The 19,394-nt window shown below is 60.7% G+C and carries 16 protein-coding genes and 2 tRNA genes; 1 reads left to right on the top strand and 17 read right to left on the bottom strand.

Going from position 1 to position 19,394, the window contains the following annotated elements; all coding sequences use genetic code 11:
- Positions 1 to 66: 66 nt before the first annotated feature.
- The 11 genes from infB to rlmE all read right to left on the bottom strand — a co-directional run bounded on the left by infB (position 67) and on the right by rlmE (position 11,211).
- Entirely contained in the window at positions 67 to 2,595 is a 2,529-nt protein-coding gene (gene infB, locus JOY50_RS26835) for a translation initiation factor IF-2 (RefSeq protein ID WP_019470455.1), read from the bottom strand.
- 27 nt (positions 2,596 to 2,622) lie between these two features.
- Positions 2,623 to 4,104, bottom strand: a complete 1,482-nt coding sequence (nusA, locus tag JOY50_RS26830; RefSeq protein WP_016489167.1) for a transcription termination factor NusA — start codon at positions 4,102 to 4,104, stop codon at positions 2,623 to 2,625.
- Between the two features lie 59 nt (positions 4,105 to 4,163).
- Positions 4,164 to 4,622: a ribosome maturation factor RimP gene (gene rimP / locus JOY50_RS26825; RefSeq protein WP_026034352.1), complete on the bottom strand. Its 459-nt coding sequence runs from the start codon at positions 4,620 to 4,622 to the stop codon at positions 4,164 to 4,166.
- Between the two features lie 130 nt (positions 4,623 to 4,752).
- Positions 4,753 to 4,829: transfer RNA gene (locus tag JOY50_RS26820), tRNA-Met, on the bottom strand.
- Positions 4,830 to 4,929: 100 nt separating this feature from the next.
- Positions 4,930 to 5,015, bottom strand: a tRNA-Leu gene (locus JOY50_RS26815).
- A gap of 21 nt (positions 5,016 to 5,036) precedes the next feature.
- The gene (gene secG, locus JOY50_RS26810; RefSeq protein WP_019470453.1) at positions 5,037 to 5,435 is read right to left on the bottom strand and encodes a preprotein translocase subunit SecG; all 399 of its coding nucleotides are present in this window, start codon (positions 5,433 to 5,435) and stop codon (positions 5,037 to 5,039) included.
- A gap of 4 nt (positions 5,436 to 5,439) precedes the next feature.
- Positions 5,440 to 6,195, bottom strand: coding sequence for a triose-phosphate isomerase (tpiA, locus tag JOY50_RS26805; protein WP_243056092.1), 756 nt, complete (start codon positions 6,193 to 6,195; stop codon positions 5,440 to 5,442).
- Between the two features lie 65 nt (positions 6,196 to 6,260).
- Entirely contained in the window at positions 6,261 to 7,601 is a 1,341-nt protein-coding gene (glmM, locus tag JOY50_RS26800) for a phosphoglucosamine mutase (RefSeq protein WP_132844374.1), read from the bottom strand.
- A gap of 16 nt (positions 7,602 to 7,617) precedes the next feature.
- Positions 7,618 to 8,469, bottom strand: a complete 852-nt coding sequence (gene folP / locus JOY50_RS26795) for a dihydropteroate synthase (protein WP_132844372.1) — start codon at positions 8,467 to 8,469, stop codon at positions 7,618 to 7,620.
- An 8-nt stretch (positions 8,470 to 8,477) separates the two neighbouring features.
- Entirely contained in the window at positions 8,478 to 10,382 is a 1,905-nt protein-coding gene (gene ftsH / locus JOY50_RS26790) for an ATP-dependent zinc metalloprotease FtsH (protein ID WP_019470450.1), read from the bottom strand.
- Positions 10,383 to 10,584: 202 nt separating this feature from the next.
- On the bottom strand, positions 10,585 to 11,211 hold the full coding sequence (gene rlmE / locus JOY50_RS26785) for a 23S rRNA (uridine(2552)-2'-O)-methyltransferase RlmE (RefSeq protein ID WP_019470449.1): 627 nt from the start codon (positions 11,209 to 11,211) through the stop codon (positions 10,585 to 10,587).
- 102 nt (positions 11,212 to 11,313) lie between these two features.
- Here rlmE and JOY50_RS26780 point away from each other — a divergent pair, with 102 nt between their 5' ends.
- Complete coding sequence (locus JOY50_RS26780; protein ID WP_016489174.1) at positions 11,314 to 11,622, top strand: YhbY family RNA-binding protein; 309 nt, start codon at positions 11,314 to 11,316, stop codon at positions 11,620 to 11,622.
- 12 nt (positions 11,623 to 11,634) lie between these two features.
- Here JOY50_RS26780 and JOY50_RS26775 read toward each other — a convergent pair whose 3' ends face one another.
- The 6 genes from JOY50_RS26775 to dnaJ form a co-directional block, all read right to left on the bottom strand.
- Complete coding sequence (locus JOY50_RS26775; protein ID WP_019470448.1) at positions 11,635 to 12,084, bottom strand: hypothetical protein; 450 nt, start codon at positions 12,082 to 12,084, stop codon at positions 11,635 to 11,637.
- Entirely contained in the window at positions 12,062 to 12,538 is a 477-nt protein-coding gene (gene greA / locus JOY50_RS26770; RefSeq protein ID WP_024717413.1) for a transcription elongation factor GreA, read from the bottom strand. Before greA ends, JOY50_RS26775 begins: the two co-directional genes overlap by 23 nt.
- 2 nt (positions 12,539 to 12,540) lie before the next feature.
- Positions 12,541 to 15,762: a carbamoyl-phosphate synthase large subunit gene (carB, locus tag JOY50_RS26765; protein ID WP_019470447.1), complete on the bottom strand. Its 3,222-nt coding sequence runs from the start codon at positions 15,760 to 15,762 to the stop codon at positions 12,541 to 12,543.
- A 105-nt stretch (positions 15,763 to 15,867) separates the two neighbouring features.
- Entirely contained in the window at positions 15,868 to 17,004 is a 1,137-nt protein-coding gene (gene carA, locus JOY50_RS26760; RefSeq protein ID WP_016501647.1) for a glutamine-hydrolyzing carbamoyl-phosphate synthase small subunit, read from the bottom strand.
- A 324-nt stretch (positions 17,005 to 17,328) separates the two neighbouring features.
- Positions 17,329 to 18,132: a 4-hydroxy-tetrahydrodipicolinate reductase gene (gene dapB / locus JOY50_RS26755; protein WP_132844367.1), complete on the bottom strand. Its 804-nt coding sequence runs from the start codon at positions 18,130 to 18,132 to the stop codon at positions 17,329 to 17,331.
- Between the two features lie 13 nt (positions 18,133 to 18,145).
- Positions 18,146 to 19,273: a molecular chaperone DnaJ gene (gene dnaJ / locus JOY50_RS26750; RefSeq protein WP_019470445.1), complete on the bottom strand. Its 1,128-nt coding sequence runs from the start codon at positions 19,271 to 19,273 to the stop codon at positions 18,146 to 18,148.
- Between the last annotated feature and the right edge of the window lie 121 nt (positions 19,274 to 19,394).

Below are 19,394 nucleotides of genomic sequence, written 5' to 3'. Positions count from 1 at the left end.
GACCGGGCGCTACCTGAAGAGGTGCCGCAAACCGCCCTGTAGCGGCGGTTTGCGGCTTGCTCGCCCTTAGAGGGTACGAGCCACCTGGACTTTCTCGAAGACTTCGATCTTGTCACCGACCTTGACGTCGTTGTAGCTCTTGACGCCAATACCGCACTCCATGCCGTTACGCACTTCGGCGGCGTCGTCCTTGAAGCGACGCAGCGATTCCAGCTCGCCTTCGAAGATAACCACGTCTTCGCGCAGAACGCGGATCGGACGGTTACGGTACACGGTACCCTCGATGACCATACAGCCAGCGATGGCGCCGAACTTCGGCGAACGGAACACGTCACGCACTTCGGCGACACCCAGGATGTTCTCGCGAACATCGCTGCCGAGCATACCGGTCAGGGCCTTCTTGACGTCTTCGATGATGTCGTAGATCACGTTGTAGTAACGCATATCCAGACCTTCCTGCTCGACGATCTTGCGCGCGCCGGCATCGGCACGCACGTTGAAGCCGAACAGTACTGCATTCGAAGCCAGCGCCAGGTTGGCGTCACTTTCGGTGATACCACCCACACCGCCACCGATCACGCGTACCTGGACTTCGTCGTTGCCCAGGCCGCCGAGCGAACCGTTCAACGCTTCCAGGGAACCACGCACATCGGTCTTGAGGACGATGTTGAGGGTCTTCTTCTCTTCCTGACCCATGGTCTCGAAGATGTTTTCCAGCTTGCCAGCGTGAGCACGGGCCAGCTTGACCTCGCGGTACTTGCCTTGACGGAACATGGCAACTTCGCGGGCTTTCTTCTCGTCGGCAACCACGGACAGCTCGTCACCGGCTTCCGGGGTACCGTCCAGGCCGAGGATTTCGACCGGGATCGACGGGCCGGCTTCCTTCACAGGCTTGCCGTTCTCGTCGAGCATGGCACGCACGCGGCCATAGTTGGAACCGCACAGCACCATGTCGCCCTGACGCAGCGTACCGTCCTGAACCAGGATGGTGGCCACTGGGCCACGGCCCTTGTCCAGGCGCGATTCGACGACCACACCACGACCTGGAGCGGTCGGGGTTGCGCTCAGCTCGAGGATCTCGGCCTGCAGCAGGACGGCTTCGAGCAGTTCGTCGACACCGGTACCCATCTTCGCCGAAACCTTGACGAATGGCGTGTCACCACCCCATTCCTCGGAGGTTACGCCTTCGACGGACAGTTCGTTGCGGATGCGATCAAGGTCAGCACCTGGCTTGTCGATCTTGTTCACCGCAACCACCAGCGGAACGCCAGCTGCCTTGGCATGCTGAACGGCTTCGCGGGTTTGCGGCATCACGCCGTCGTCCGCCGCCACCACCAGGATGACGATGTCGGTCGCCTTGGCACCACGTGCACGCATCTGGGTGAAAGCTGCGTGGCCCGGGGTGTCGAGGAAGGTGACCATGCCACGGTCGGTTTCCACGTGGTAGGCACCGATGTGCTGGGTGATACCACCGGCTTCGCCTGCGGCAACCTTGGCACGACGGATGTAGTCGAGCAGCGAGGTCTTACCATGGTCAACGTGACCCATGACAGTAACCACCGGCGCACGCGACTCGGTCTGGCCTTCGAATTTCAGCGATTCGGCCAGGGAGTCTTCCAGGGCGGTGTCGCTGACCAGGGTGACCTTGTGGCCCAGCTCTTCTGCGATCAGCTGAGCGGTTTCCTGGTCGAGTACCTGGTTGATGGTAACCGGGGTGCCCATCTTGAACATGAACTTGACGACTTCAGCGCCCTTGACGGACATCTGGTTGGCCAGTTCGGAGACCGTGATGGTCTCGCCGATGGTCACGTCACGGATGACGGGGCCGGTCGGGTTCTGGAAGCCATGCTGGTTACGCTTCTTCAGCTTGCCCTTGCCACCACGACCGCGACGAGCGCCATCGCTCTCTTCGTCGGTGGTACGCGGAGCAGCACGCGGAGTCGGGGCCTTTTCCTTTTCCTTGACCTTGACCTTGATCGACACACGAGGCGCCTCGCCACGACGACGATCGTCATCACGGGTGCGGCTTTCGTTGCGACGGGTCTCGTCTTTCTTGCGCTCGGCAGCACGGGCTGCAGCGTCTTCGGAGGCCGGGGCGTCGGCGACTACCGGGGCCGGGGCAGCGGCAGGTGCCGGCTCTGGCTTGGCAGCCGGCGCAGGGGCGGCTACAGCAGAGTTGGCTGCCTGACGGCGAGCCTGATCTTCGTTGCGCTGGCGAACATCGGCGTCAACCTTGTCGCGAGCGGCGTTTTCTGCCGCGCGGCGCTCTTCCACTTCACGCTTCTGCTCAGCCTGGATTTCTTCCGGGCTGCGCTGCACGAATACTTTCTTCTTGCGTACTTCTACGCTAATGCTCTTGCTACCGGCGACACGCAGGGTGCTGGTGGTTTTGCGCTGCAAGGTAATCTTGCGCGGTTCTTCCGCCTTGCTCTTATGGCTGCTTTTCAAATGAGTCAGCAGGGTCTGCTTCTCATTGTCGGTCACTACCTGACCGGCGTCGGTGTGCGGCAGACCTGCCTCACGCATCTGCTGCAGCAGGCGCTCTACCGGTGCCTCGACCTCTTGGGCCAGTTCTTTCACCGTGACTTGCGTCATGCACTTCTCTCCTCAGGCCGCGCCTAATTACTCGAACCAATGGGCTCGGGCGGCCATGATCAACTTGCCGGCACGCTCTTCGTCGATGCCGTCGATGTCGAGCAGATCGTCGATCGACTGCTCGGCCAGGTCTTCGCGGTTAACCACGCCGCGCACCGCCAGTTCAGCCGCCAGGTCTTTGTCCATACCCTCAAGAGAGAGCAGGTCTTCGGCCGGGTGGGCGTCTGCCAGTTTTTCTTCGGTAGCGATGGCCTTGGTCAACAAACGGTCCTTGGCTCGAGCGCGGAGCTCATTGACGATATCTTCGTCAAAGCCATCGATGTTGAGCATTTCTTCCAACGGTACGTAGGCAATTTCTTCGAGGCTGGTAAAGCCTTCGTCGACCAGCACTTGGGCCAGCTCCTCGTCGACTTCCAGTTCATCGATGAAATTGCGCAGGATGTCACCTGTTTCGGCCTGCTGCTTGGCCTGAATGTCCTTCTCGGTCATCACGTTCAGTGTCCAGCCGGTCAACTGACTGGCAAGACGAACGTTCTGACCGCCACGACCAATGGCCTGGGCCAGGTTATCCTCGGCGACGGCGATGTCCATGGCATGGGCATCTTCATCAACGATGATCGCCGCGACTTCAGCCGGCGACATGGCGTTGATGACGAACTGCGCCGGGTTATCGTCCCAGAGGACGATATCCACACGCTCACCACCCAACTCCCCGGATACAGCTTGGACGCGCGAACCACGCATGCCGATACAGGCGCCTTGCGGGTCGATGCGCTTGTCCTTGGAGCGGACGGCGATCTTGGCTCGCGAACCCGGATCACGGGAAGCAGCCATGACTTCAATGAGGCCCTCGGCAATTTCCGGCACTTCAATGCGGAAAAGCTCGATCAGCATCTGCGGCGCGGTGCGCGACAGGATCAGCTGAGGACCACGGTTTTCAGTGCGAATCTCCTTGAGCAGTGCACGCAGGCGCACACCCACACGGAAGGTTTCGCGCGGAATGATATCTTCGCGGGCCAGCAAGGCCTCGGCGTTGTTGCCCAGGTCAACGATGACGTTGTCGCGGGTAACCTTTTTGACGGTACCGGAAATGATCTCGCCTACGCGTTCGCGGTAGGCATCGACCACCTGGGCACGCTCGGCCTCACGGACCTTCTGCACGATGACCTGCTTGGCGGTCTGGGCGGCGATACGACCGAACTCGATGGACTCGATCTTCTCCTCGATCACGTCACCAATCTTGGCTTCGGGATGAGTGTCCTTGATCTTGTCCAACCAGGTTTCGATCGCCGGATCATCAAGATCGGCTTCGTCGACCACGGTCCAGCGACGGAAGGTCTCGTAGCTACCGGTGTGGCGGTTGATTTCCACACGCAGATCGACTTCGTCTTCAAAACGTTTTTTGGTCGCAGTGGCCAGGGCCACCTCCAGCGCTTCGAAAATGACGCCGGGCGGTACACCTTTTTCGTTGGATACCGATTCAACAACCAGCAGTACTTCTTTGCTCATCGTACGCCTCGCCTTGCGCAAGCCATTGGGCCCGGATAGTCCGCCGGGCCCGGCACGTCTCAGTCAAAACTGGGAATAATATTGGCCTTGTCGATCGAGTCGATCGGCAGCAGGAACTCCTGATTGTCCACCTGGACCACCACATCCTGCTCCTCCACACCGCGGAGAAGGCCCTGGAAGTTACGACGACCCTCGAAGGGTGAGCGCAGCTTGATCTTCACTTGTTCGCCGGCATGCGAGGCAAACTGTTCCAGAGTGAACAGTGGGCGATCCATGCCTGGAGAAGACACCTCGAGGGTGTACTCACTGCTGATTGGATCTTCCACATCGAGAACGCCGCTGGCCTGACGACTGACCGCTTCGCAGTCCTCCACCAGGATGCCGCCTTCCTTGTCGATGTAGATGCGCAGTACCGAATGCTTACCCTGGGAAACGTATTCGATCCCCCAGCACTGATAGCCCAGACCCTCGACAACCGGGGCCAACAAGGCCTGCAACTGTTCTAGCTTGCTCGACACCTGAACCCCCTCGTGCATGCTGTGCAAATAAAAAATGGGCAAAGCGCCCATCCCTGAAAGCGCCGTTGGACAACGACGCCGAAAACTGTTCGGTTAGCAAAAAGCCCCTGAAAAGGGGCTCCGCTGAAGCTGGTTGCGGGGGCTGGATTTGAACCAACGACCTTCGGGTTATGAGCCCGACGAGCTACCAAGCTGCTCCACCCCGCGACAAAGCTGGGGCGAAAGTATAAGACCGAACCCTGTTAAGGGTCAAATCCAAACGTTCACCTACAAGAAAGCCCGCTAAAGCGGGCTCTCAAGCTTCAATTGGTACCGAGAAGGGGACTCGAACCCCTACACCCTATGGGCACAACCACCTCAAGGTTGCGTGTCTACCAATTCCACCACCTCGGCAATATTACTACTTGAAACCCGTTACTTCTGCTCTTGGGCCGGAGGAGGTACATCACCAGCGTTATTGGTGGTTTCGCTCTTCTGCTGTTGGAGCACCGGTACATCATCATTAACTGCCGGTTTCTGCGGCTCTTTCACTTCTAGCACTGCTGGATCTGGAAGACCTGCTTGGCTAAGCTGGTGAGCTTGTTGCTTCGCGAAGTATCCTAACCCAAGTGCTGTCAAAAAGAAAGTGGCAGCGAGTATAGCAGTGAATTTACTTAGGAACGTTGCAGAACCCTGGCTCCCGAACACGGTATTTGAAGCACCCGCGCCGAAAGATGCACCTGCTTCCGCACCCTTACCCTGTTGCAACAGAACCAGCACTACAAGCGACAGCGCTGCCAACAGATGAAAAACAACGATGACTGTTTCCAGCATTTGTTCAGTTTCCTGCGGCGCGACAAATTGCACCGAATTCGTCTGCGTTCAGGGAAGCCCCACCAATGAGACCCCCATCGATATCCGGCATGCCGAACAGTTCGGCCGCATTGGCCGCCTTCACGCTGCCGCCGTAGAGCAGCTGCACCTTCGCAGCCACTTCAGCATCTTCTGCCGCCAGCTGGCCGCGGATGGCGGCGTGCACATCCTGGGCCTGCTGTGGCGTGGCCGTCAGGCCGGTGCCGATGGCCCATACAGGCTCATAGGCAATTACTGCATTGGCAAAAGCCTTAACACCGAATGCCTCGATGATACTGCTTAGTTGACGCTCGACAACTTCAAGCGTTTTGCCAGCCTCGCGCTCTTCAAGGGTTTCCCCGATGCAAAGCACTGGCTTCAAACCTTTGGCCTGGGCCGCTGCAAACTTGCGATTGAGCACTTCGTCGGTTTCACCAATGATCTGGCGACGCTCCGAATGACCAACCAACACCAACTTGCAACCTGCCTCGACCAGCTGCGCCGGAGCAACTTCCCCGGTCAGCGCACCCTGTTCGGGTTGTACAGCAGAATTCTGTGCGCCGACAGTAATTTCTTTACCTGCCAGGCCATCGATCACTTGATTGATGAACAGGGCCGGCGGAAATACTGCGACTTCCACTTCGCGCGGCAAGGCGAGATTGCTCAAGCCTTCGGTCAGCTCAGCGACGCTAGCGCGGGTACCGTGCATCTTCCAGTTACCAGCTACCATAGGGCGACGCATGCTTTACCTCGTCGGTCAAAGTGGGCGCAGATCTTACCCAACCAGATCTGCGCTGGCAAGCGCCTTCAGACACAAACTTCGCCGACCAGTTTGGCCAACGCTTCAGCGTGCATGCGCACCAGGCCTTCGTCTTCGCCCTCGACCATGACCCGCACCAACGGCTCGGTACCGGACTTGCGCAACAGAACACGGCCGCGACCCGCCAGGGCCTCGGTCACCTTGGCACTGGCTTCCTTGACTGCAGGGTGCTCCAGCGGGTCGACCTTGCTGGCACCGAAGCGCACGTTGATCAGCACCTGCGGGCACTTGCGCAGGGCCTGACGGGCCTGCGCCAGGGTTTCGCCACGGCGCTTGAGCGCCATCAATACCTGCAGCGCGGCAATGATCGCGTCACCGGTGGTAGTGTGGTTGCAGCACACGACGTGCCCAGAGTTTTCACCACCGACCAGCCACTCACGCTCCAGCAGCTCGGCCATCACGTAGCGGTCACCGACCTTGGCCCGCACGAACGGAATATCCAGGTCCTTCAGCGCAAGCTCCAGACCCAGGTTGCTCATCAGCGTACCCACTACCCCGCCCTGCAGCTTGCCACGATCGTGCAGGTCGCGGGCAATGATGAACAGCAGCTCGTCACCGTCGACGATGGCGCCAGTATGGTCGACCATCAACACGCGATCGCCGTCACCGTCGAAGGCAATGCCGAGATCGGCATGGCCAACCAGTACGGCAGCCTGCAGCGATTCGATGTGGGTCGAGCCGCAGCCTTCGTTGATGTTCAGGCCATCCGGCTGCGCATGCAGCACGGTCACGTCGGCACCCAGCTCGCGGAACACGCTTGGCGCCACCTTGTAGGTTGCACCGTGAGCGCAATCGACCACCAGCTTGAGGCCGTCGAAGCTGGTGCTGCTAGGCACGCTGCTCTTGCAGAACTCGATGTAGCGGCCGGCAGCATCGTTGATGCGCGAAACCTTGCCCAGCTTGCTCGAATCGACAACAGACATCGGCTGATCGAGCAGTTCTTCGATCATCAGTTCGACTTCGTCCGGCAGCTTGGTACCCTGGCCCGAGAAGAACTTGATGCCGTTGTCTTCGTGCGGATTGTGCGAGGCACTGATGACAATGCCCGCCTGGGCATGGAACGTGCGCGTCAGGTAGGCGATGGCCGGCGTCGGCATTGGCCCCAGCAGCATGACGTCGGCACCCGCCGCGGCCAGGCCGGCTTCGAGCGCAGACTCGAACATGTAACCAGAGATACGCGTGTCCTTGCCCACCAGCACCCGGCAATGGCCCTGCTTGCGGAAGGCCATGCCGGCCGCCCAGCCAAGCTTCAGCATGAAGTCAGGCGTGATCGGGAATTCGCCGACTCGGCCACGAATGCCGTCGGTACCAAAATATTTTCTGCTCATAGGGACTCCAATGTTCTTATTCGGCGTTTTGTACCGCAGCAATCATGCGCACCACATCGACAGTTTCAGCCACGTCATGGACACGCAGGATGCTCGCCCCCTTGGTCATGGCCAACGCCGCCAGCGCAAGGCTGCCGTACAAGCGCTCGCCGACCGGACGTTCCAGCGTCAGGCCGATCATGCTCTTTCGTGATACGCCCACCAGTAGCGGGCGCCCAAGGCGATAGAGTGCTTCCATGTGCTTGAACAGGCTCAGGTTGTGCGCCAGTGTCTTGGCGAAACCAAAGCCCGGGTCAAGGATGATTCTGTTCGCGTCGATGCCCACGGCAGCGCAGGCAGCCATCCGCAGTTCAAGATAACGCGTGACGTCAGCGGTCACATCATCGTAATGCGGGTCGTCCTGCATGTTGCCCGGCTCGCCGCGCATGTGCATGAGGCACACCGGCAGCCCGGTATCCGCAGCGGCGTCCAGGGCGCCATCACGCTCCAGGGCACGTACGTCATTGATCAACCCGGCACCGAGGCGCGCCGATTCACGCATGACGGCAGGCGTGGAGGTATCGACCGAAATGACGACGTCGAGGCGGCTGTTGATGGCCTCGACCATCGGCGCCACACGCTCCAGCTCCTCGGTCACCGATACCGCCCGCGCGCCGGGGCGCGTGGACTCACCGCCGATATCGATCAGCGTGGCGCCGGCCGCGACCATCGCTTCGGCATGGCGCAGGGCCTCGTCGCGCTGGCTGAAGCGCCCGCCATCGGAAAAGGAATCGGGGGTGATATTGAGAATACCCATGACATGGGTACGCGACAAATCAAGAACCCGGTTGCCGCAAGGCAACCGGGTCGGGTACTGCACTGAGCTCATAGACGCCCTTAGTGTTGAGCTGCCGGACCGCCAATTGGCGACTCAGGGCGATCATCCTGGGCAGCAGGGGTGCCCGAATGCTTGTCATCGTCCCAGTCACGCGGTTCGCGTGGCGTACGGCCAGCCATGATGTCATCGATCTGGTCGGCATCAATGGTCTCATACTTCATCAGCGCTTCGGTCATCGCTTCCAGCTTGTCGCGATTCTCGATCAGCAACTGCTTGGCAGTGGCGTAGCACTGGTCGATGATGCTGCGTACTTCGGAGTCGATCAGCTTGGCAGTCTCGCCGGACACGCTGGCATGCTGGCTGCCCGCGCTACGACCCAGGAACACCTCACCCTCTTCTTCTGCATACATCAGCGGGCCGAGTTTTTCCGACAGGCCCCACTTGGTCACCATGTTGCGAGCGATCTGGCTGGCCCGCATGATGTCGTTGGAAGCGCCGGTGGTGACGCCATCGAAGCCCAGGGTCATTTCTTCGGCGATACGGCCACCGTACAGCGAGCAGATCTGGCTGATCAGCGCACGCTTGGACAGGCTGTAGCGGTCTTCTTCCGGCAGGAACATGGTCACGCCCAGGGCGCGACCGCGCGGAATGATCGAAACCTTGTAGACCGGGTCGTGCTCAGGCACCAAGCGACCCACAATGGCATGACCCGCCTCGTGGTAGGCAGTGTTGCGCTTTTCTTTCTCGGACATGACCATGGTCTTGCGCTCGGCGCCCATCATGATCTTGTCCTTGGCCAGCTCGAACTCTTTCATTTCGACCAGGCGCTTGTTGGAACGCGCGGCAAACAGCGAGGCCTCGTTGACCAGGTTGGCCAGGTCGGCACCGGAGAAGCCAGGGGTACCACGGGCAATCACCGCCGGGTTGACGTTTTCGCCAATCGGCACCTTGCGCATGTGCACCTTGAGGATCTGTTCGCGACCGCGGATGTCTGGCAGGCCTACCACCACCTGGCGGTCGAAACGGCCAGGGCGCAGCAGCGCCGGGTCGAGTACGTCAGGGCGGTTGGTAGCGGCAATGACGATGATGCCATCGTTCATCTCGAAGCCGTCCATCTCCACCAGCAACTGGTTGAGGGTTTGCTCACGCTCGTCGTGACCGCCACCCATGCCGGCGCCACGGTGGCGACCAACGGCGTCGATCTCGTCGATGAAGATGATGCACGGGGCGTGCTTCTTGGCCTGCTCGAACATGTCGCGAACGCGGCTGGCACCAACACCGACGAACATTTCCACGAAGTCCGAACCGGAAATGGTGAAGAACGGTACTTTTGCTTCGCCCGCGATAGCCTTGGCCAGCAAGGTCTTACCGGTGCCGGGCGGGCCAACCATCAGCACACCGCGCGGGATACGGCCACCCAGGCGCTGGAACTTGCCCGGATCGCGCAGGAACTCGACCAGCTCGCCCACTTCTTCCTTGGCTTCGTCGCAACCTGCAACGTCGGCCAAGGTGGTCTTGACCTGGTCTTCGGACAGCAGGCGTGCCTTGCTCTTGCCGAAGCTCATCGGCCCGCCCTTGCCACCTGCACCGCCTTGCATCTGGCGCATGAAGAACATGAACACGGCAATGATCACCAGGATCGGGAAACTGGCGACCAGCAATTGCGTCCAGATGCTCTGCTGCTCTGGCTGCTTGCCTTCGACAACCACGTGGTTGTCGACCAGGTCACCGATCAGGCCATTGTCGGTAATGGCCGGGCGCACGGTCTTGAAGCTGTCGCCGTCGGCGCGCTTGCCGGTAATGATGTAGCCATCGACGGTCACACGCTCGACCTTGCCATCCTTGACCTGCTGGATGAAGTCGGAATAGTTGAGGGTCTGCGGCTCGTTAGGGCTGGAGAAGTTGTTCATCACTGTCACCAGGACAGCTGCGATGATCAACCACAGGATCAGATTCTTTGCCATGTCGTTCAATTCGCTACCCTCTGAGGCCGGCGCACGACGCAGCCGTGCCTCGCATGATATTCATCGCCCTAACTTACTACATTACCTACGCAGCCGCAGGCACCGTCTGTAACCCTTTGTGAAAGCTAGACTACACGAAGTTCGGACGATCCAGACGGGAGGGCCGATTGGAAATAACTATCGACCACCCGCAGCACGCTGTTCAAACGCCTTTGAAACCTTTGCCCAACAGGTACTGTTCACGGGAACGGTCCCGCGAAGAAGACGGCTTGCGCATTTGCACCTTGTCGAACTTGGTGCGCACATCCTTCAGGTACATATCAAAGCCTTCACCCTGGAAAATCTTGATCAGGAAATCGCCGCCGGGCTTCAGCACGCGGGTTGCCAGATCCAGCGCCAGCTCGCAGAGGAACATGGCGCGCGGCATGTCCACTTCGGGCGTACCACTCATATTGGGGGCCATGTCGGAAATCACAAGGTCTACGTGCGAATCACCGACCGCCGCCAGGATCTGCTGCAGCACTGCATCGTCGGTGAAATCACCCTGGATGAAGGTCACGTCGGGGATCGAGTCCATTTCCAGGATGTCGGAAGCGATCAAGCGCCCCTGGCCACCAATCAGACGACTGGTCACCTGCGACCAGCCCCCTGGCGCCGCGCCGAGGTCGATTACACTCATGCCCGGGCGGATCAGGCGGTCCTTTTCCTGGATCTCCAGCAGTTTGTAGCTCGCACGCGAGCGATAGCCATCCTTCTGCGCCTGTTTGACGAAAGGGTCGTTAAAATGCTCTCGCAGCCAGTTTGCGCTGCTTTTGGAACGTTGTACCACGGGGCACCTCGATGATATGCGTCGTGATTGACTGGGCGGAGCCGGTGGCCCTCGGGTAAAATGCCGGTCAATTTTACAGAATCAGACGGAAAGGGTCAGATTATGCCGCTCAATAACGAGCAGAAGAAGCAATACAAGTCCATTGGTCATGACCTGAAGCCGGTCCTGATCGTTGCCGGGAACGGTCTGAATGAAGGCGTAGTCGCCGAACTGGAGCGCGCGCTGGTCGACCATGAGCTGATCAAGGTCGAAATTCGTTCGGAAGACCGCGAAGAACGTGCCGCCACCATTGCCGAGCTGTGCAAGGCCGGCCGTGCCGAGCTGGTGCAGACCATCGGCAAGAAAGCACTGATCTACCGCAAGAACCCACAGCCGAACAAGCAGCTGTCCAACATCCACCGTTACAAGTAACGGTGGCTCCGGTCAGTGGCGCGATGAACGCGCCCTGACCGGCACCGGCTGGGCCACCAGCACGATGCCGGAAAAGCCCAGCACCAGGAAGCAGAACATCTGCCAGCGCTCGCCCACCGAAATGCCGTAGCGCAAGGTGTAATACCCCACGCAGGCACCGAAGCCGAGCAACAGCATCTGGCCACGGAACTGCCGCCACCAGGCCGCCAGGCCGTCCACCCTTGCCAGCACTGCCAGCTGGGTCAACAAGCCAAGCAACGCCACGCCGATCAACCAGCGGTCGATCTGCCCGGCGATATCCTGCACCAGCAGCGGGGCCAGGCCACTGACCTTGAGCGCAGGCACCAGCCCTACATGGAACACCCACAGGCCACCGACCCAGAAAACCTGGGCCAGTTGCCAGAGGATCCCCTCCAGGGATGGCGCCCGCAGGCGCCGGTCAGATGTGCTTGACTTCGACAATCTCGTACTCGACCGTGCCGCTAGGCGTCTTGACGACGACGGTGTCACCTTCTTCCTTGCCGATGATGGCACGGGCAATGGGTGCGCCGCTCGACAGCTTGCCCTGCTTCACGTCGGCTTCATCTTCGCCGACGATCTGGTAGGTCACCTCTTCATCGGTTTCGGTGTTGGCCAGTACCACGGTGGTACCGAAAATCACCTTGCCGGTGTGAGGGATGGTGGTCACGTCGATCACGACCGAGTTCTGCAGACGGCCTTCAATATCGCGGATACGCGCCTCGACCATGCCCTGCTCTTCACGGGCAGCATGGTATTCGGCGTTTTCCTTGAGGTCGCCCAGTTCGCGCGCTTCACCGATCGCCTGGCTCAGGCGCGGGCGCTCGGTCTTGCTCAGGAACAGGTGCTCCTCTTCCAGGGCGCGAGCGCCCTGGACGGTCATCGGGTACTTGGTAATGCTCATGCTTTCAGTCCTGCATGCAGATCTTGCAGGCGACGAACGGTCTTTTCCGGACCAAATTTCAGCGCCTCGCAGATGGCTTCACCGGCCGCAATGGTAGTGGTGCAGTAAATCTTGTGCTGCAGCGCATTGCGACGAATCGAGTAGGAATCGGCAATCGACTGGCGGCCTTCGGTGGTGTTGATGATCAGCGACACTTCGTCGTTCTTGATCATGTCGACCACGTGCGGGCGGCCTTCGGTCACCTTGTTCACACGGCGCACTTTCAGGCCCGCCGCTTCGATAACCTTGGCGGTGCCAGCAGTTGCAACCACTTCGAAGCCCAGGGCGATCAGGTCGCGGGCAACGCCAGCCACTTGCGGCTTGTCGTCGTCACGCACGCTGATGAACGCGGTACCACCGGTCGGCAGCACTTCGCTGGCACCCATCTGGGCTTTGGCGAACGCTTCACCGAAGGTGTCACCGACACCCATGACTTCACCGGTCGATTTCATCTCAGGGCCGAGGATCGGGTCAACCCCCGGGAACTTGGCGAACGGGAAGACGGCTTCCTTGACGCTGTAGAAGTTCGGGATGATTTCCTGGGTGAAGCCCAGCTCTTTCAGGGTTTTGCCGGCCATTACGCGGGCGGCGATCATAGCCAGGGAAGTGCCGATGCACTTGGACACGAACGGCACGGTACGCGAGGCGCGCGGGTTGACTTCGATCACGTAGATCTTGTCGCCTTGCAGGGCCAGCTGCACGTTCATCAGGCCGACAACGCCCAGCTCCAGGGCCATTTTGGCGACCTGTACGCGGACTTCGTCCTGCACTTCCTTGCTCAGCGAGTAAGGTGGCAGCGAGCACGCCGAGTCACCGGAGTGAACGCCGGCCTGCTCGATGTGCTGCATGATGGCGCCGATCACAACGTCAGTGCCGTCGCACACCGCATCCACGTCCATCTCGATGGCGCAGTTGAGGAAGTGGTCGAGCAGTACCGGGCTGTCGTTCGACACTTGTACCGCTTCACGCAGGTAGCGTTTGAGCTCGTCCAGTTCGTAGACGATTTCCATGGCGCGGCCGCCCAGTACGTACGACGGGCGCACCACCAGCGGGTAACCGATGCTGCCAGCAGCGCGGATAGCTTCTTCTTCGCTGCGCACGGTAGCGTTTGGCGGCTGCAGCAGGTTCAGGCGCTGAACCATCTGCTGGAAGCGCTCACGGTCTTCGGCGCGGTCGATGGCGTCCGGGCTGGTACCGATGATCGGTACGCCGGCTTCTTCCAGGGCACGGGCCAGTTTCAGCGGGGTCTGGCCGCCGTAGTGCACGATCACGCCTTTCGGTTTCTCGACGCGGCACACTTCCAGCACGTCTTCCAGCGTCAGTGGCTCGAAGTACAGGCGGTCGGAGGTGTCGTAGTCGGTGGAGACGGTTTCCGGGTTGCAGTTGACCATGATGGTCTCGTAACCGTCTTCACGCAGCGCCAGGGCGGCGTGCACGCAGCAATAGTCGAACTCGATACCTTGGCCGATACGGTTCGGGCCGCCACCCAGGATCATGATCTTGTCGCGGGTCGACGGGTTGGCCTCGCACTCTTCCTCGTAGGTGGAGTACAGGTAGGCGGTGTCGGTGGCAAACTCGGCGGCGCAGGTGTCGACGCGCTTGTACACCGGGAACACTTCGAGCTTGTGACGGTGACGGCGCAGGTTCTTGTCGGTAATACCCAGCAGCACAGCCAGGCGCTGGTCCGAGAAACCTTTGCGCTTGAGGCGCAGCATCAGGCTCTTGTCGATAGACGACAGGGCCAGGGTCTTGACCTTCTCTTCTTCCTTGATCAGATCTTCCATCTGCACCAGGAACCACATGTCGATGCCGGTCAGGGCAAAGATTTCTTCGCAGGTCATGCCCGAACGCATGGCGTCAGCGACGTACCAGATACGCTCGGCGCCCGGCACAGTCAGCTCGCGCTTGAGGATGCCGGCAGCTTCAGGGCTGGCCAGGTCGACTTTCGGGTCCAGACCACAGGCGCCCACTTCCAGGCCGCGCAGGGCTTTTTGCAGGGACTCCTGGAAGGTGCGGCCGATGGCCATGACTTCACCCACGGATTTCATCTGGGTGGTCAGGCGGGCGTCGGCTTTCGGGAATTTCTCGAAGGCGAAGCGCGGCAGCTTGGTGACGACGTAGTCGATCGACGGCTCGAAGGAAGCCGGGGTGCGGCCGCCAGTGATGTCGTTCTGCAGTTCGTCGAGGGTGTAACCGATGGCCAGCTTGGCGGCGATCTTGGCGATCGGGAAGCCGGTGGCCTTCGAAGCCAGGGCGGACGAACGCGATACACGCGGGTTCATCTCGATGACGACCATGCGGCCGGTGTCTGGGCAGATACCGAACTGCACGTTGGAACCGCCGGTTTCAACACCGATTTCACGCAGCACCGCCAGCGAGGCGTTGCGCATGATCTGGTATTCCTTGTCGGTCAGGGTCTGCGCTGGAGCAACGGTGATCGAGTCACCGGTGTGCACGCCCATCGGGTCGAAGTTTTCGATCGAGCAGACGATGATGCAGTTGTCCTTTTTGTCGCGGACCACTTCCATCTCGTACTCTTTCCAGCCGATCAGCGATTCGTCGATCAGCAGCTCTTTGGTCGGCGACAGGTCCAGACCACGGGTGCAGATTTCTTCGAATTCTTCACGATTGTAAGCGATACCACCGCCAGTGCCACCCATGGTGAACGATGGGCGGATGATGCACGGGAAGCCGAGCTTTTCGAGGACCGCATTGGCCTCTTCCATGCTGTGGGCAATACCGGAGCGCGGGCACTCCAGGCCGATGTCTTTCATGGCCTTGTCGAAGCGCGAACGGTCTTCAGCCTTGTCGATGGTGTCGGCGTTGGCACCGATCATCTCTACGCCGAACTTCTCCAGAACGCCGTGGCGCTCCAGGTCCAGGGCGCAGTTCAGTGCGGTCTGGCCACCCATGGTCGGCAAGACGGCGTCCGGGCGCTCTTTCTCGATGATCTTGGCCACCGACTGCCACTTGATCGGCTCGATGTAGGTGGCGTCGGCCATGGCCGGGTCGGTCATGATGGTGGCTGGGTTGGAGTTCACCAGGATGACGCGGAAACCTTCCTCGCGCAAAGCCTTGCAGGCCTGGGCGCCGGAGTAGTCGAATTCGCAGGCCTGGCCGATCACGATCGGGCCGGCACCGAGAATCAGGATGCTTTTGATGTCTGTACGTTTTGGCATGGTGGTCACTCAAATCCGGGGTCAGTCGGCAAGCCGCTTTGAACAATCTGGGTCAGGCGCTTCCGGGCGCGGCGCGAGCCGGCCCGGGGCCTTGAAGCAGGATGCTCAGCGGCGCTTGGCCATGGCATCGGTGAAACGATCGAACAGTGGCGCGACGTCGGTCGGGCCAGGGCTCGCTTCAGGGTGGCCCTGGAAGCTGAACGCGCTCTTGTCGGTGCGTTCGATACCCTGCAGGGTGCCGTCGAACAGCGACTTGTGGATGGCGCGAACGTTGCCCGGCAGGGTGGCTTCGTCAACAGCAAAACCGTGGTTCTGGCTGGTGATCATGACCACGCCGCTGTCCAGGTCCTGGACCGGGTGGTTGGCACCGTGGTGACCATGGCCCATTTTCACGGTCTTGGCGCCGGACGCCAGGGCCAGCAGCTGGTGGCCGAGGCAGATGCCGAATACCGGAATCTCGGTTTCGAGGATTTCCTTGATCGCCTGGATGGCGTAGTCGCACGGCTCAGGGTCACCCGGGCCGTTGGACAGGAACACGCCGTCCGGGTTGAGCGCCAGCACTTCGCTGGCTGGGGTCTGGGCCGGCACCACGGTCACGCGGCAGCCACGGGCCACCAGCATGCGCAGGATGTTCAGCTTGACGCCGTAGTCGAAGGCAACCACGTGGTACGGCAGGTCGGCAGCTTCGATGGTCGGGTGGCTGTCGGTTTTCAGCTCCCACACGCTGGAGCGCCACTCGTAGCGTTCCTTGGTGGAAACCACCTTGGCCAGGTCCATGCCCTTCAGGCCAGGGAAGCCACGGGCGGCGGCGATGGCGGCTTCTTCGCTGATGTTGTCACCGGCGAGGATGCAACCGTTCTGGGCGCCCTTTTCACGCAGGATACGGGTCAGGCGACGGGTGTCGATGCCAGCGATGGCAACAACGTTGTTGGCCTTGAGGTACTCAGGCAGCGACTGGGTGTTACGCCAGTTGCTGGCCAGCAGCGGCAGGTCACGGATGACCAGGCCAGCGGACCAGACGCGGTTCGACTCGGCATCTTCCGGCGTAGTACCGGTGTTGCCGATGTGCGGATAGGTCAGGGTAACGATTTGCTGCGCGTAGGAAGGGTCTGTAAGGATTTCCTGGTAGCCGGTCATAGCGGTGTTGAATACCACCTCACCAACGGTCTGACCGTCGGCACCGATGGCTTCACCGCGAAAAATACTGCCGTCGGCAAGGGCGAGTATGGCTGGCTTTGTCAAGAAGACCTCCCGTAAATCAAGCATGAAAGGGCGATCGCAGGTTGCAAAAAAGCGGAGTGACGTATGGACACGTCACCCCGCTTTCATGTGCTGAATTCAATTCGCTGCGCGCTTTTAGTGGACACACTAAAGCTGTAGCTTACAGAAAAGTGCGTTTTCGGTCTACCGTAGATGTGTCTCTAAAACACATGATTGCGACAGGGGGTGCCTTGCACCCCATCGCCGGCAAGCCGGCTCCCACATGTCATGCACCCACCCGAAGGTTTGCACGCCCCTGCGGGAGCCGGCTTGCCGGCGATAGGGCCATCACAATCGCTGCAAGCGTCAGCGCAGCTCCAGCACATCCTGCATGTCGTACAAGCCAGCCTCACGCCCATCCAGCCACAGCGCCGCACGCACAGCGCCCTTGGCGAAGGTCATGCGGCTGGACGCCTTGTGCGTGATCTCCAGACGCTCGCCTTCGGCAGCGAACAGCACGGTGTGATCACCCACCACATCGCCGGCACGCACAGTGGCGAAGCCGATGGTCTTGCGATCACGCGCACCGGTCTGCCCTTCGCGACCATACACGGCCACTTCCTGCAGGTTTCGGCCCAGCGCATTGGCAACCACTTCACCCATGCGCAGCGCGGTACCCGACGGCGCATCGACCTTGTGCCGGTGGTGCGCTTCGATGATCTCGATGTCGACATCATCGCCCAGCACCCGCGCGGCCATGTCCAGCAACTTCAGGCTAAGGTTCACACCCACGCTGAAGTTGGCAGCGAAGACGATTGGAATGTCCTTGCCGGCCTCGGCCAACAGCTGCTTCTCTTCAGCTGTAAAACCGGTGGTGCCGATGATCATCGCCTTGCCGTGCTTGCGGCAAAATGCAAGGTTTTTCAGGGTCACCGAAGGGTGAGTGAAGTCGATGAGCACATCGAACTCATCGGCGACCTTGACCAGATCATCGGACAACAGCACACCGATCCGGCCCAGTGCCGCCAGCTCACCGGCGTCAGCCCCGACCAGCGAGCTGTCAGGGCGATCGATCGCCGCCGTCAGGCCGGCACCCGGGGTTTGCTGCACGGCCTCGATCAGGGTCTTGCCCATCCGCCCTGCCGCGCCCATCACTGCAATACGTCGCATAGCCTTTTCCTTGTCAGAGATCGCCGAAGAAGCGCTTCACGCCATCGAACCAGCCACTGGCCTTGGGCGAGTGGGAGCTGTCGCCTTCCAGCGAGTCACGCAGCTCTTCAAGCAGCTCGCGCTGACGGCGGCTGAGGTTGACCGGGGTTTCCACCGCCACACGGCACAGCAGGTCGCCCGCACCACCACCGCGCACCGGCGCCACACCCTTGCCACGCAGACGGAACTGCTTGCCAGTCTGGGTGCCTTCCGGAATTTTCAGCTTCACGCGACCATCGAGGGTCGGCACTTCCAGCTCGCCACCCAGGGCGGCATCGGTGTAGCTGATGGGCACTTCGCAGTACAGGTGCTTGCCATCGCGCTGGAAGATCTCGTGCTCACGCACACTGATCACCACGTACAGGTCGCCAGTCGGGCCACCATGGGTACCGGCCTCGCCCTCGCCCGACAGGCGGATGCGGTCGCCGGTATCGACACCTGCCGGCACCTTGACCGACAGCGTCTTGTATTCCTCGACACGGCCCTCGCCGTGGCACGAGGCGCACGGGTCGGTAATGATCTTGCCCTGGCCATGGCAGCGCGGGCAGGTTTGCTGCACCGAGAAGAAGCCTTGCTGCATGCGCACCTGGCCGATACCACCGCAAGTCGGGCAGGTGGACGGGGTCGAACCCTTCTTGGCACCAGAGCCATCGCAAGGCTGGCAGTTGACCAAGGTAGGCACACGGATGCTGACCGTGGTGCCACGCACCGCTTCTTCCAGGTTCAGCTCCAGGGTGTAGCGCAGGTCGCTGCCGCGCTGGGCACCGCCACGTCCGCCGCCGCGGCCGCCGCCACCAAAGAAGTCGCTGAATACATCACCGAAGATGTCGGAAAAGTTGGCGCCACCGAAACCGGCACCGCCACCGCCCATGCTCGGGTCGACACCGGCATGGCCATACTGGTCGAACGCCGCGCGCTTGCTGGCATCAGACAACACTTCGTAGGCCTCGTTGGCCTCCTTGAACATGTCTTCCGACTCTTTGTCACCCGGATTGCGGTCCGGGTGGTACTTCATCGCCAGACGGCGATAAGCCTTTTTGAGGTCAGCTTCACTGGCGCCGCGCTCGACACCCAGAACCTCATAGTAATCACGCTTGGACATAGGTCATTTGCACCTTGTTGGGCGTCTGGCATCTGCGCCGCGCCGTCAGCACCTGCCTGCGCCACCCAAGGTGGCTGACAGATGCTGTAAAAATTCTCGAATTCCAGATACGCCAACGCGG

Source organism: Pseudomonas sp. BP01 (assembly GCF_022760795.1).
Classification (GTDB): Bacteria; Pseudomonadota; Gammaproteobacteria; order Pseudomonadales; family Pseudomonadaceae; genus Aquipseudomonas; species Aquipseudomonas putida_Q.
Note: the sequence above shows the minus strand (reverse complement) of the source record. Positions and strands in the feature narration are given on the sequence as shown.

What these genes read in the sequence shown, in the direction of transcription:
- infB (WP_019470455.1), bottom strand. Translation starts at nt 2,595, where the DNA reads ATGACGCAAGTCACGGTGAAAGAACTGGCCCAAGAGGTCGAGGCACCG.
- nusA (WP_016489167.1), bottom strand. Translation starts at nt 4,104, where the DNA reads ATGAGCAAAGAAGTACTGCTGGTTGTTGAATCGGTATCCAACGAAAAA.
- secG (WP_019470453.1), bottom strand. Translation starts at nt 5,435, where the DNA reads ATGCTGGAAACAGTCATCGTTGTTTTTCATCTGTTGGCAGCGCTGTCG.
- tpiA (WP_243056092.1), bottom strand. Translation starts at nt 6,195, where the DNA reads ATGCGTCGCCCTATGGTAGCTGGTAACTGGAAGATGCACGGTACCCGC.
- glmM (WP_132844374.1), bottom strand. Translation starts at nt 7,601, where the DNA reads ATGAGCAGAAAATATTTTGGTACCGACGGCATTCGTGGCCGAGTCGGC.
- folP (WP_132844372.1), bottom strand. Translation starts at nt 8,469, where the DNA reads ATGAGCTCAGTGCAGTACCCGACCCGGTTGCCTTGCGGCAACCGGGTT.
- ftsH (WP_019470450.1), bottom strand. Translation starts at nt 10,382, where the DNA reads ATGGCAAAGAATCTGATCCTGTGGTTGATCATCGCAGCTGTCCTGGTG.
- JOY50_RS26780 (WP_016489174.1), top strand. Translation starts at nt 11,314, where the DNA reads ATGCCGCTCAATAACGAGCAGAAGAAGCAATACAAGTCCATTGGTCAT.
- carB (WP_019470447.1), bottom strand. Translation starts at nt 15,762, where the DNA reads ATGCCAAAACGTACAGACATCAAAAGCATCCTGATTCTCGGTGCCGGC.
- dapB (WP_132844367.1), bottom strand. Translation starts at nt 18,132, where the DNA reads ATGCGACGTATTGCAGTGATGGGCGCGGCAGGGCGGATGGGCAAGACC.
- dnaJ (WP_019470445.1), bottom strand. Translation starts at nt 19,273, where the DNA reads ATGTCCAAGCGTGATTACTATGAGGTTCTGGGTGTCGAGCGCGGCGCC.